Raw genomic sequence first — 12,478 nt, 5'->3', positions numbered from 1 at the left:
CCACCAAATCTGCCCCACGTACCCCCATTGGCCCAAATATGGGCAATTTTTGCATGGCTTAAATGGTTGTTTTTACCAGATAATTTTTACATAGCGAAACTAAAATTTAGATTTCTTCCGCTAGCTATACGCTCGCGAACTGGAGCGGAGCCGATCATCCACATATAGGCGGCACGGCGCGAGGTACCCAATCTATCCGACATTTGAGAACGTGTGACGAACTGATCTACTGAAGACATCAGGCTTGAAAAAGTTTTCGCACCTGTTCCGGTGATGCAGCCGTCCCATCCGTCGCAAGGGGAAGAAAGTATTGGGTCTGCCATTGCTGTGTTCGTATCGCATCTTTCGCCGTTGGAAAGCTCCATGGCGGATATACACGAATGGCTCTCTTTCCGCCTTTGCCGTTGCGCGACATGATGCCTTTTGCAAGCAGGAGCTTCTGGTTGAAGATAAACTGCCCCCGGTAGGCAGTATCTGCGACATTGACCACAACGAATTGCACGCCGTCAGTAATATCGAGTGGCGCAATTTCGCTGCCCGGCGTCGGCCGTTTCCAGATTGTCACAAACTGGCCAATCTTGGTCGGCGTTGTTTTGGCGACGCGAAAGGCTATGGTATGACCGTCAAGCCCAAAGCGGCAAGCGCCGTACTCCGCACTTTCAGCTTCTGGCTGAAGCGGATGCGTCACGTGCATTCCAGCGTATTCGTATATATCTCGAATGGCGTCGTTCAGCTGCCCCTGCAGAGAATCTAGTATGCTTTTGCTTGAAGTCATGGGTTCCCACAAAGTGTTGCATCCGCGCCGGGGCGGAAATTTGCTCATTGTTCAGAGGTGGCTCGGTTTGTCTGAACAGCTTGCGACGTTTGGCTAAGTGGATTTCCGCCTCGATTATGCCGCCACCATCATCGGTGTCAGCGCGTTGAAGTAAGCCTGGTCCGGCGTCTGCCGGTCAAGGGATGAATGTGGACGTCGGGTATTGTAAAAGGTCAAATAGCGGCCGATGCCAGCGCGGGCCTCGGACACGGTCTTGTAGGCATGGAGATAGACCTCCTCGTATTTGATCGACCGCCAGAGCCGCTCGACGAAGACGTTGTCCCGCCATGCGCCCTTGCCATCCATCGAGATTTCAATCCCGGCCTTCTTCAGCACCGCCGTGAAGTCGATGGAGGTGAACTGCGATCCCTGGTCGGTATTGAAGATGTCTGGCTTTCCATATCGGCAAAGAGCTTCCTCAACCGCCTCGATACAAAAGGCCGTCTCCATCGTGATCGACAGCCGCCATGAAAGCACTCGGCGACTGAACCAATCGACGACGGCGCAGAGATAGACAAAGCCCCGCGCCATGGGGACGTAGGTCAGGTCCATTGCCCACACCTGGTTGGGTCTGGTGACCGTCAGCTTCCTGAGCAGATACGGATAGACCTTGTGACCAGGTGCCGGTTTCGACGTGTTGGGACGACGATAAATCGCCTCAATGCCCATCTTCTTCATCAGCGTCGCAACGTGAAGCCGTCCTGTCTGAAGCCCTTCCGCCTTCAAAAGCCCCTGCAACATCCGACTTCCGGCAAACGGGTAATCGAGATGCAGTTCATCGATCCGCCGCATCAGTGCCAGATCGCCGTCTGACACAGGGCGCGGCGAATAATAGACACTGCCACGGCTGAAGCCGAGAAGCTTCGCCTGGCGCACGACCGACAGTTTGTGCTCGCGATTGATCATTTCTTTCCGCTCAGCAGTCCGGCTTTGCCGAGCGCATCGGATAAAAAATCGTTCTCAAGCGTCAGTTCCCCAATCTTGGCGTGCAGGGTTTTGACATCGACGGTCGGAGTCGCCGGTTCCGCTTTGGCGTCATCGCCGAAAACGCCTGTCGCCCCCTCAAGGAGCTGGTCCTTCCACTGCTTGATCTGATTGGCATGCACGTCGAACTGCTGCGACAATTCCACCAGCGTCTGTTCACCCCTGATGGCGGCAAGCGCCACCTTCGCCTTGAAAGCCGGGCTGTGGTTCCGGCGTGGTCGTCTCGTCATGCTCTCTCCTGTTTCCGGCATCTAAGCCAAAGTCAGGCAGAAATTCCACTTATCCTTGCTGTCCAGTTTTTCCGAACCAGCTCTTTCGGTCTTAAGCCCCTTGTAGAGCGCGGTGTTGCCGATTTTCAAGCCAGCCGCAGTCTCCCGGACATTAAGGCGGCCCGCCGGATGCTGGCGGGCGTTGGCGAGCTTGTCCGGTGTTACGACCGCCTAGGGGCCGCCACCCGACCCGCTCCTCCGCGGCTTGCAGGTCCCGGAATCATCATACGTTTCGAAAGGTATTTCAGTGCTCACAATTCGGCCAGCGGATGCGGTCGACCAAGCTGACATCGTGCGTTTGTGGCACCAGGGATGGCATGATGCTCACGCCGCCCTTGTTCCTGCGGAAGTTTTGGCCTTTAGAAGAATGAACCATTTCGATGCCTGGCTAAGTGAGGCGCGAGATGAATTTTACGTTGCCGTGAACGCCGACTTGCTCGGCTTCGTGTCCGTAAAGGGCGCGGAGGTGGTCAAGCTCTACGTCGGCAGGAATGCTCGCGGGCAGGGCGTAGCAGACAGCTTGCTCTCTTTTGCCGAGCTGAAGCTGTCAAAAAAATGGCGTGCGGGAAGCCGAGCTGTTTTGTACAGCAGGCAACGGCCGTGCTGAAAATTTCTATCGACGTCAGGGATGGACGCTTTCTCAAACGTTCGAAGATGTCTTGTGGGTGCCGGAAGGCACCAACGCGCAATTTGCGGTGCTAACTCATCGCTTTCGGAAAGATCTAATGCCGCCAGCCGGATTGAGAAAATGCGATGACGAGCGAGCCCTCAAGCAGAGATGATGGCGTGGAGGGGAGGGGCCAATGCTCATATGCGCTAACTTAAGGGCTGGACGGCTTGAATCTGTCTGTGATTCATAAGGTGGATGCGAACGAGTGATTCCATCGCCCCTGATTGGTCCAGACTGCTATCGAAGCTAGAGCGCGTCATTGATCTCGGCGCGTCAGCGCGTATAACCAAGGCGCTTGTGCGGCGACGCGGCGTTGGTGACGCCGAGACCTTGCTGCGGCTGGCATTGGCTTACGGACCCGGCGGGATGAGCTTGCGTTCTGCGGCGGCCTGGGGTGGTCTGAATGAAGTGGCGGCGATTTCGGGGTCGGTTCCGGCTCGGGGCGGAATGACACTCTAAGCCGTTTCTTGCTTGGGCCAGAGATACTCACCGGTCAGCAATATGTGTGCCCAGCCCAGCGCAGAGATGTGCGCCAGAAGTTCGGGCGGCACATCAAGTCCTTCGTTTCGCCGCTCGGCAACCGCGTGGCCGATATGCACGGTGTTCCAGTAGATGATGATTGCGGTGAGCAGGTTGAGACCGGCGATGCGGTAATGCTGGCCCTCGGTGGTTCGGTCACGGATTTCACCTTGGCGACCGATACGCAGCGCATTCTTGAGAGCGTGGTGGGCCTCGCCCTTGTTGAGGCCAATCTGGGCGCGCCGCTGCATGTCCGTGTCGAGGATCCATTCTATAATAAAGAGGGTTCGCTCCACGCGCCCAACCTCCCGCAGCGCGACCGCCAGATCGTTCTGGCGCGGATAGGAGGCAAGCTTGCGGTGCAACTGGCTTGGCTTGATCTTGCCGGATGCCATGGTCGCGGCGCAGCGGAACAGGTCGGGCCAGTTCGCGATGATCAATTCCTCGCGAATCTTGCCACCGACCAGTTTGCGCAAATCCGTGGGTGTCGCTTCGGGATTGAATACGTAAAGGCGCTTCGAAGGCAAATCGCGGATGCGCAGCACAAGGCGGTATCCGAGCATGCCGCTGGTCCCGAACAAGTGATCGGTGAAGCCGGCCGTATCGGCATATTGCTCTCCAACCTGACGACCGGCCTCATTCATCAGCAGACCGTCGAGGATGTATGGGGCCTCGCTGATTGTCGCGGGAATAGTCTGTGACGCGAAAGGCGCGAACTGGTCGTTGACGTGAGTGTTAGCCTTGAGGCCGGGTTCGTTTCCATACTTGGCGTTGACCATGTTCATCGCCTCGCCCTGCCGGGCCGAAGGAAAGAACTGGCCATCGCTCGATGCGGTCGTTCCGATGCCCCAGAGCCGGGACATCGGCAGCTTTGCCTGCGCAGCCACCACGATCGCCAGCGCCTGGTCCATTGCGTCGCTTTCGACGTGCCACCGGGCAAGGCGCGATAGCTGCCAGTAATCGTGAGTGTTTGTGGCCTCCGCCATCTTCCGCAGTCCCAGATTCAGCCCTTCTGCGAGTAGCACATTGAGCAAGCCGACCTGGCCACCGCATGGAACCCCGGTTCTCAGATGAGTGAAGGCTTCGGTGAACCCGAGCGCAGCATCGACCTCCAACAAGATGTCGGTTAGCTGCTTCGATGTGGCGGCATTTATGAGCAGCCCACAGAATGCTCCAATATCTCTACAGATCTAATCAAAGTGGAACTACGCAAACCATAACAGTCTGCAATCTTGGGCTTTGGTAGTTTACAATAATTTAAAGCAGCCACTATATTTTTGGAGCGCTGTCAGTTACTCAACGGAACTCGATTGGGCGGTGGAGGCTGCGAAGAGACGAAGACCATGTGTTCCGCTAAGGCATTGAAACAAAAACGAGATTAGCCCATCACGGACGGGGCGTCGGTTCGACTCCCATCAAGACGGGGGTATTGGCGTCCTTCAGGCGAAAGATGCCCTTCCGCCAAAGGGTTCTCGAATGGCAATGCTTTACCGGGAGGAATCCGAACAAATGCCTGTCCATGCGCTCGAGCGATCAGACAATGCGCAAGGCGCTGGTCGTCATGTGAAAAGCGAGCCGGATGACGAAGCATACGCGCCGACCTTGCTCAAATCGGGTTAGCCGTCCGTAGAGAGATTTGAAACCAGTTCGTAAGCCGTGCTGCGGCCGCCGGCTTCGCCTTTGCGCAAGATGCCTTTGGCCAAGAGGTCTGCGATGTCACGCGAGGCTGTGTCCTGGGATGCATTCGTCAATTTCGCCCACTTGGTCGATGTGAGCTTCCCGTCGAAATTCCCTTCCAGCAACCGATTGAGAACCTTGGTCTGTCGGGGATTGAGATCACGCGCGGCATGGGCCTGCCAGAATTCGTTTTTGAGCATGACGTTGTCGAGGGTCAGCAATGCGGCCCCAACTGCATTTCCCAGGCGATCCAGAAACCATTGAACCCATTTCGTAATATCGAGTTCCTCGGTGGCGGTGATCGACTGTAGAGCTTCGTAGTAGCCGCTACGCGATCTCTCGATAGCTGCGGACATGGAATATAACCGCTGAGCTCCACCGCCACCGCGCGCAAGGACCATGTCGGCTATCGCACGGGTTATGCGGCCATTGCCGTCGCCGAACGGATGGATGGCCACGAACCACAAATGGGCGACCGCTGCCTTGATGAGAGGATCCATCTCCTGTGGTCCGTTGAACCAATTGAGGAAGGCTTTCATTTCTTCTTCCAGACGGTGAGCAGGTGGCGCAACATAGTGTACCTTCTCGTGTCCAAACGCGCCGGACACAATTTCCATCCGGCCATCAGAATCGTCCCGCCACTCGCCGACCCGAAGCCTATGTCCCCATTCGTTGCGGCCGGTTGGAAAAAGGGCTGCATGCCATTGAAAGAGGCGTTCGGCTGTTAACGGCTTGAAACAGTCGATGGTGGCATCGAGGGTTATGTGAACGATGCCCTCGACCGAGCGGTTGGGCGTCACGAAGCCGTCAATGTTAATACCAAGCCGCCTGGCCAACGACGACCTGACCTGTTGCTCATCCAGCCGTTCGCCCTCGATCGCTGACGATTTGACGACGTCATCTGTCAGAGCCCGCAGGAATGTTGCTTCACGGGTGCGAAAACCAAGTCCCTCGACACGACCGATAAGGCGGCCTTGTTCAAGGCGAACGGTCGCAAGACTTGTCGCGAGCTGGTCTGAATGCCATTCAAATGTTGGCCAATTATGAGACTGCCAAATATAGGTCATTATTTTAGAATAGGCAGCTGTTGCGGAGAATAGCAAGCTCATTATCCGCAACAATGCGGAGAATAATGAGCGCAATCTCCGCATAGGCCACTCAGAGCGGGAAGGCATGAAATCGGGCTCTGTTGCAAATTTTCCGAACTGCGAAGATATTTCCGTGCTTTTTACAGTCAGGCTGCCCGATCGTCGAGATTTTGGGCGAGCAGAGCTACCGCTTCCGTCAACGCGCTCGGTCTGATGTTGAAAGCTCGCTCGACAATGCGTGCCTCCCCACGGATGTCGCGCGTCAGGTTGAAAACAGCTGCCTGGCCCTTGCGCAAAGCCCGCATGACCTCAAAACCTTTGATCGTCGCGTAGGCGGATTTCAACGTCTTGAACCCTCTCACCGGTCTGATCAGCTGTTTCAGTTTACCGTGATCCGCCTCGACGACATTGTTAAGATATTTGACCTGCCGGTGCACAAGGTTGCACGGCGCTGAATCCGGGTTAACAGTCATGCTCGGATGATTTCGGCCATGTATTGTGGGTTTCTGCCTGCTTTGTTTCGTCTGAGTTTGATACTGCGCTTGTCGTTATGGCTTCGAACCATGTTGATGGCGAAGTGTCGGACGACGGCCATGTTGGCTGGTCCATGCCCGGTTCGAGATCGGGCGGCATCCTCGTTGAAGGTGACGTCGAGTACCCAATGGAGGGAGTTCTCGATGGCCCAATGGCCACGTATGGCCTCGGCGAACTGGAGCGCGGTCATCGACCGCGAGGAGATATAGAAGCGGACCTGGCTGCTTTGCCTGGACTTTTCATAGACTTGTGCTTGCACCTTGACGATGGTGGCGATGGACGGGAAGCGGTATTCGCCGGGAAAGCGCCTGTCGCCGGAGAGCCAGTCGATTTGAGTGGAGACGGTGACCCGCCGCTCTTCGACCCGGCCATGGCCCTTGTCGACTTCGGTCACGGTTGAGGTGAGGTTTGCCGGAGCGTCGGCAAAGAAGCGCTCGATCTCACCCATCAGGCCGGGCTGATTGGCCTTGGCCGCCAGGAGGTAATCAGCGCCTGCATCGAGCACCGCCTGGGCGGTTTTGGCATTGCAGGCAATGGCGTCGATGGTCACGAGCGCGCCTTTCAGGCGATCTTTTTCGGCCAACCGTTCCAGCAGCAAGGGGATGGTGTCCTGCTCACAGCTTGTCGTTGCCACTGCCTCTTGTCCAAGAACCAGCCGTTCACGGGTGGCGAAAGCCGAGACGAGATGCAGCGCCGCCCGGCCGTTGGCCCGGTCATGACTGCCGCGCGAGGTCTTTCCGTCAATCGCCACCAGCGCCGGAGCATCGGGTCGAAGCGTCGCCGCCCAGGATATGAAGCAGTTCGAAAACAGGTCCGGATCGATCCGGTTGAGCAGAATGCGCAGCCAGCGCGAACCCGGTATGCCATGGTGATAGGGAAGAAACCGACGTAAAAACGCCAGGTTATCCTCCCCCCATTCGACGATCTCGTCAAAATCGTCGCATGCGCCGATCGTCCCGCAAACGACCAGAAGAAGCACCTCGGGTAACGGATGGGCGACCCGCCATTGCTCCCGCTCATCCTCAACGAGACTAAAATGGTCCAGCAAAACCCGCAGCCGCGGGCGATCGTCTTCAAACATGTCGGCCTCCAAATCACCGACACTCTTGAATCACACCCAAACCGTTCAGGGAAGAAACGTTAACCCGAGTTCAGAGCCGTGACAAGGTTGTCGGGGCATTTGCCTTCGGCTTTCAATTGCGCGATAGCAATGCCGTAGGTCGGGGCCTTGTCGGTGTTGATCACGGTTGGCTTCTCCCAGTCCTTCAGACCATTCAGGGCCTTGCCGAGAAAGCGCTTGGCCGCTTTGGCGTTGCGCGTCGGGGACAGGTAGAAGTCGATCGTGTTGCCGAATTTATCGACTGCTCGGTAAAGATACGTCCATTGTCCTCGGACTTTCACATAGGTTTCGTCAACGCGCCAACTCGTCGACTGTGGCCGGCGCCAGTGCCAGCGCAGCCGTTTTTCTATTTCTGGCCCTTATTTCCGGACCCAGCGATAAATCGTCGAATGATCGACCGGCACGCCTCGCTCACCCATCATCTGCTCAAGATCACGATAGCTGATACCGTAGCGGCAATACCAACGCACCGCCCACAAAATCACGCACCCTGAAAATGACGCCACTTGAAATCGCTCATCAAAAGTCTCGCTGAAAATCTATGCCGCTCTTTCCGGCATCAACGGATTTTTTGCAACAGAGCCCTTCGAACTGCCAGCGAGGGACGAGCGCCTGGCGCGAAGCTGGCTCATGGCGCATCCGATCGTAGCGTTATTGATCGACGAGGCCGTCACTGACGTTTTCGACTCTCCCCCTGGGAAGACGACATCTCAAACATTCAGGTCCCTGTCGCTACGGAGGCTGCATAGCCTCCTGAAGCATACGATCCTCTCTGCAGTATTGTCGGTGCGGACGATGAAGAAAATCTCTAAGCGATTTGCCACCGTCATGCGGCATATCTGCGATCCGCCGAGGCGACGCAAAAGTCAGGCAACCATAGCCAGAATGCGATGCCGGTCGGAGGTTACAGATTGATTCCGACGCAAAAAACGCCCTCAAATTTCGCTTGAGCCGGACCCAACGTCATACCTTAGATGAGGTTCATGATTTTGTAGGAGGCCTTATGCGGAATGATATCAAGGAAGAAACGTGGTTGACGGCTGCGCAATGTGCCAAGTGCATTGGCCTCACGGTACGTGCACTTCGGCTATATGAGCAAACTGGCCTCATTCACCCTCGCAGGACGGTAAAGAATTGGCGGCTCTACGGAGCCAATGAAATCGCCCGGCTGAACGAGATTCTGACGTTGAAGCGGCTGGGCTTCCGCCTGCATCACATCTCCCGGCTGTTGGCCGGGCAAGCGGCCGATCTCGATCGCATGCTTTCCATGCAGAACCTCGCTCTACAGGAACAGCTCAGGCGCACCCAGATCAGTCTCGCCATCGTTGAAGCCCTGAGGGCGAAGGTTGCCGGGGGAGGCCTACTTTCGATCGAAGAACTCCTGAAACTCGCAAAGGATACGAACATGACCGACACTTCATCCGATACCATCGCATGGCGCCGCTACGAGCAGGCAAGGCCTCGGACAGAGCAGAAGATCGATCTTGCTCTCTATGCCGACTATAACGGATACTACCTTCTCGATACGCTTGCCTATGTCATCACCCTGAGAGATGGACGACTCTTTTCGCGCCTGACGGGCCAGGCGGAGCTTGAAATTTTTCCCGAAGACGTTGACCGTTTCTTCTACAAGGCAGTCCAGGCGCAGCTCACCTTCACTCGCAACGAAAGCGGTGCCGTATCCGGTCTCGTGCTACACCAGAACGGCTATGAACAGACCGCACCCCGCGTCGAGGAGAGCGTTGTGATTGCGCTGGAAGAAGCGATTGCGAAGCGGATCAAGGACAAGCGCCCGGTGGAAAACAGCAAGGCTCTTCTGCAAGAGATCATAGCCCAACACCAGCGCGGCGAACCCGATTATGAGCAGATGATGCCCCCTCTCGCCACTGCCGCGCGCGAGCAATCTGCAATGATTCAAGCCGATCTGGAGCGCATGGGACCGCTCAAAGACATGTCCTTCAAGGGCGTAACGGACTGCGGCTGGGACGTCTACGACGTCAGCTTCGAGAGGGGCCACCTGGAATGGAGTTTTGCGCTGGCGGCGGACGGCAGATTTAGCGGCATCTTCATTCGCCCGTCTCTTTGACTGTTGCCCCGACCACGCATTCGCAAAACTTCTGCAGACCGTCCGAAAACTCTCCTGTTGACGTAGATTAGCTTGTTTTCGGCAAGATCGGCAGTGTTTTGGCGCAAATTGCGGACTTTTCGGTTCTGAGCATGCGAGACGGCGGTTGTGGTGCCTTGTGGCGCCTATTCAGGCCGGGAAACGCGGCAAAAGAGGTGGTATTATGCCTGTAGTGCCGCGATCAAGCCTGGAACTCCGATGATGGAAATGGCTCTCTTGATGTTGTAGGCGAGCGCGGTCAGGCTGAACTCCCCACGCACGTTGTCGAGCCTGCGCATCAGGAATGCGCCCTGATTCATCCATTGCTTGATTGTGCCGAAGGGATGCTCGACGCTTTCACGTCGCCGGTCGAGAATGCCGGGCTGGGCGGCGAGCCGGTCTGCCATACGGTCGAGCACGGCCTCGTTCTCAAGCCGGGTGATCCCTCGATAGGACTTGGCAGTACAGGCGGGGCGTAGCGCGCAGTTTTGCAGACCTTGCGATCGCAATAGGTTACCCTCACGTTCTCGCGGGATTTGCCATGATAGCGGGGCCACAGCATCTGGCCCGCCGGGCAAGTGGAGGCATCGGCTTCAGCGTCGTAGCGGAATTGCTCCTTGGAGAAGAAGCCTTGGGCAACGGCGGGGCCGCGGATCGGCTTGGGCACGAAGGCGGTGATCCCCGCCTTCTCGCAGGCTTCGATCTTGAAGTAGCCACGATCGGCAACCGCCTCGATCGTTTCGACCCCGAGCGTTGCCATCGCCGCCTCGACCGTCGGCGCCAGCAATCCCATGTCCAGAACCTGATTGGAGACCTCCTGTTCGACGATCAGCTTGTGCTTCACGTCGACGGCCAGTTGCACGTTGTAGCCGACACCCACCTTCGTCATGCGCGCCATGGCGCGGGCATCAGGATCGGTCAGCGAGATCTGGTCCTCGCCGGTGCGATTCAGCTCGTCCAGCAACGCCTTGTGGCGGTCCCGCTTGGCCTTGATCACCGCGATCTTCCGCGCAAGGTCACCGCTACGGCCGCCGGGGCCATCGCCGCCGCCAACCTTGTCCTCATCGGCGTCGCTTTCGTCGAGCCGCTTCATGTAGTCAGCCAGCTTCTCATCCGCTTCACAGATGAACTTCGTCAGCGACCCGCGCGTGAAGTTGCGATCCTTGTTGTTCACCGCCTTGATGCGCGTACCATCGACAGCAAGAAGCTCCCGGCCGAACAGGTCGAGTTGGCGGCACAGAATGACGAACTCGCGAAACACCTGCCGGAACGCTGAGCGGTTCACGCGCCGGAAATCGGCGATGGTGCGGAAATCCGGCGTCAGTTGCCGAAGCAACCAGATCACCTCGATATTGCGATGCGTCTCGGCTTCCAGCCGCCGGCTCGAACGCACCCAGCTCAGATAGCCGTAAATATACAACTTAAGCAGATCGGCGGGATCGAAACCCGGACGTCCCGTCTCCTTCGCCGTCACTTGTACGAAGCCGGCGGCGGCAAGATCGAAGCCGTCAACGAAGGCCTCACTGAAGCGGACAGGATTGTCTGCCCCAACATAATCATCAACCGCTTCCGGAAGAAGCAGCAATTGCGAGCGGTCTGTTCCTGAAAGATGCGCCATGGCAAAAGCTACCATGGACTATTACCCTGCGGAATCAGGCAGGATATTTCTAGATCGCTTACGGTATATGGCGGCTACGGTTTCGAGCCGCGGTTACCTACACGCGGGCTGTATGGAAGGGATTACATGTCTAATTTGGCCGTCGCCCTGGCAATCGCTGTTTCCTATTTAGATCGACGTTCAGGGAACTCCACGGAGGATGATGACATCGAGGTTTTGGAAGCTGTCGCGGCAGAGCTTCAGCAAATTCTGCCAGACGAAAAGAACGCGGTGGTCATGGCTCTAGTTCATATTGGCAGAGCCGATCTCATCGACGGATTGGGTTTAAGGTAAATTTAATGACGACCGTTGCTCGAGTTTTCGGACGGTCTGTCTGATTTCTTGGGAGCACGACGCTGGGACTAAAAGCGCTCGTAAACACTGTCGCAATTATCAGACACAAAATCTCGTTATTGCAGGGGACCCTCGCGACAGCTTTACGGCTTAAGGGACAGCCCCATCCCGGCTTCGGAGCTCTTAAGTTAGCGCCTATGGGGCCAATGCTATCCTTCCTCCGAAAGGAGAATATCCGTTATCGGTCGTATCAACTCCCAATCTGTCGCTCCTCTTCCGTGGGGCATCGATGAAGCATTACAAATTTGTAAGCATCCTATTCATTTTCAGTTCAGTCGAATTGGGGCATCAAAGTCGGGCGTTATCGCGCAGCATCAGCCCCCAATGCTAACGAGGACCAACATGAAAAACCTGCTTCTTGCTTCCGCAATCGCCCTGGCATCCGTCGTCGCCGTCAGCGCTCCGTCCCAGGCCGCTCCGTTCCACCGCCATCATCATCGTGACTGCTTCGTCAAGCCCGTGAAGCACAAGGTGCACGGGCATTGGGTTATTCGCAAGGAACGCATCTGCCGCTAAGTCCTTATTTGCGGTTGCACGGTCGACCATCTTCGACGGCATCCAGTCGGCCACAGCTGAAGGCTCAGCTGTGGCCGTCCGGTTTATGGGAAAGACAATCGGCCAATCCGTTCCCGCGCCAACCCCGTTGTCGGCGGCAAACAAGGTTCGACGTGTCCCGAGGAGGATTGTC

9 protein-coding genes and 5 pseudogenes are annotated in these 12,478 nt (G+C 56.7%); 4 read left to right on the top strand and 10 right to left on the bottom strand.

Annotated elements, in window-relative coordinates; all coding sequences use genetic code 11:
• Positions 1–238: 238 nt before the first annotated feature.
• From CCGE531_RS26360 to CCGE531_RS34930, 3 genes and pseudogenes are all read right to left on the bottom strand, one after another.
• The gene (locus tag CCGE531_RS26360; RefSeq protein ID WP_120669477.1) at positions 239–775 is read right to left on the bottom strand and encodes a MepB family protein; all 537 of its coding nucleotides are present in this window, start codon (positions 773–775) and stop codon (positions 239–241) included.
• Between the two features lie 114 nt (positions 776–889).
• Positions 890–2,028, bottom strand: a protein-coding gene (locus tag CCGE531_RS26350; RefSeq protein WP_162943987.1) for an IS3 family transposase whose coding sequence is annotated in 2 segments (ribosomal slippage) — positions 890–1,770 and positions 1,770–2,028 — 1,140 coding nt in all. Because the reading frame shifts where the segments join, the coding sequence is not laid out codon by codon here.
• Positions 2,029–2,049: 21 nt separating this feature from the next.
• Positions 2,050–2,250 (bottom strand): annotated as a pseudogene (locus tag CCGE531_RS34930) (hypothetical protein); the annotation flags it as partial.
• 184 nt (positions 2,251–2,434) lie between these two features.
• On the opposite strand from CCGE531_RS34930, the gene CCGE531_RS34925 reads away from it, so the two are divergent.
• The gene (locus tag CCGE531_RS34925; RefSeq protein WP_245459444.1) at positions 2,435–2,674 is read left to right on the top strand and encodes a hypothetical protein; all 240 of its coding nucleotides are present in this window, start codon (positions 2,435–2,437) and stop codon (positions 2,672–2,674) included.
• Between the two features lie 518 nt (positions 2,675–3,192).
• Here the strand turns inward: CCGE531_RS34925 and CCGE531_RS26330 are convergent.
• From CCGE531_RS26330 to CCGE531_RS26310, 5 genes and pseudogenes are all read right to left on the bottom strand, one after another.
• Positions 3,193–4,389 (bottom strand): annotated as a pseudogene (locus CCGE531_RS26330) (Tn3 family transposase); the annotation flags it as partial.
• A gap of 483 nt (positions 4,390–4,872) precedes the next feature.
• Positions 4,873–6,036, bottom strand: coding sequence for a Fic family protein (locus CCGE531_RS26325; RefSeq protein WP_348633044.1), 1,164 nt, complete (start codon positions 6,034–6,036; stop codon positions 4,873–4,875).
• A gap of 131 nt (positions 6,037–6,167) precedes the next feature.
• Positions 6,168–6,455: pseudogene (locus CCGE531_RS26320) on the bottom strand (DDE-type integrase/transposase/recombinase); the annotation flags it as partial.
• Between the two features lie 35 nt (positions 6,456–6,490).
• Positions 6,491–7,636, bottom strand: coding sequence for an ISAs1 family transposase (locus tag CCGE531_RS26315; RefSeq protein WP_004112765.1), 1,146 nt, complete (start codon positions 7,634–7,636; stop codon positions 6,491–6,493).
• A gap of 95 nt (positions 7,637–7,731) precedes the next feature.
• Positions 7,732–8,181, bottom strand: a pseudogene (locus tag CCGE531_RS26310) (IS6 family transposase); the annotation flags it as partial.
• A gap of 497 nt (positions 8,182–8,678) precedes the next feature.
• Between CCGE531_RS26310 and CCGE531_RS26305 the strand changes: the two are divergent.
• Positions 8,679–9,761, top strand: a complete 1,083-nt coding sequence (locus tag CCGE531_RS26305; RefSeq protein ID WP_120669471.1) for a MerR family transcriptional regulator — start codon at positions 8,679–8,681, stop codon at positions 9,759–9,761.
• Positions 9,762–9,961: 200 nt separating this feature from the next.
• On the opposite strand, the gene CCGE531_RS34920 is transcribed toward CCGE531_RS26305, so the two are convergent.
• Together CCGE531_RS34920 and CCGE531_RS26300 are read right to left on the bottom strand one after the other, a co-directional pair.
• Complete coding sequence (locus tag CCGE531_RS34920; RefSeq protein ID WP_245459442.1) at positions 9,962–10,336, bottom strand: transposase; 375 nt, start codon at positions 10,334–10,336, stop codon at positions 9,962–9,964.
• Positions 10,321–11,397: pseudogene (locus CCGE531_RS26300) on the bottom strand (IS1182 family transposase); the annotation flags it as partial. The gene CCGE531_RS34920 and the pseudogene CCGE531_RS26300, both read right to left, overlap by 16 nt.
• Before the next feature lie 126 nt (positions 11,398–11,523).
• Between CCGE531_RS26300 and CCGE531_RS26295 the strand changes: the two are divergent.
• Both CCGE531_RS26295 and CCGE531_RS34425 read left to right on the top strand, forming a co-directional pair.
• The gene (locus tag CCGE531_RS26295) at positions 11,524–11,730 is read left to right on the top strand and encodes a hypothetical protein (RefSeq protein ID WP_120669469.1); all 207 of its coding nucleotides are present in this window, start codon (positions 11,524–11,526) and stop codon (positions 11,728–11,730) included.
• A 402-nt stretch (positions 11,731–12,132) separates the two neighbouring features.
• Positions 12,133–12,306 carry a hypothetical protein gene (locus CCGE531_RS34425; protein WP_162944028.1) on the top strand — a complete coding sequence of 58 codons (174 nt, stop codon included), beginning with the start codon at positions 12,133–12,135 and terminating at the stop codon, positions 12,304–12,306.
• Positions 12,307–12,478 lie beyond the last annotated feature (172 nt).

It is taken from the genome of Rhizobium sp. CCGE531, assembly GCF_003627795.1.
In the GTDB taxonomy this organism is placed as follows: Bacteria; Pseudomonadota; Alphaproteobacteria; order Rhizobiales; family Rhizobiaceae; genus Rhizobium.
Note: the sequence above shows the minus strand (reverse complement) of the source record. Positions and strands in the feature narration are given on the sequence as shown.

Excerpts from the sequence above, each read along its gene's own strand:
- CCGE531_RS26360 (WP_120669477.1), bottom strand. The coding sequence starts at position 775 with ATGACTTCAAGCAAAAGCATACTAGATTCTCTGCAGGGGCAGCTGAAC.
- CCGE531_RS34925 (WP_245459444.1), top strand. The coding sequence starts at position 2,435 with ATGAACCATTTCGATGCCTGGCTAAGTGAGGCGCGAGATGAATTTTAC.
- CCGE531_RS26315 (WP_004112765.1), bottom strand. The coding sequence starts at position 7,636 with ATGTTTGAAGACGATCGCCCGCGGCTGCGGGTTTTGCTGGACCATTTT.
- CCGE531_RS26305 (WP_120669471.1), top strand. The coding sequence starts at position 8,679 with ATGCGGAATGATATCAAGGAAGAAACGTGGTTGACGGCTGCGCAATGT.
- CCGE531_RS26295 (WP_120669469.1), top strand. The coding sequence starts at position 11,524 with ATGTCTAATTTGGCCGTCGCCCTGGCAATCGCTGTTTCCTATTTAGAT.
- CCGE531_RS34425 (WP_162944028.1), top strand. The coding sequence starts at position 12,133 with ATGAAAAACCTGCTTCTTGCTTCCGCAATCGCCCTGGCATCCGTCGTC.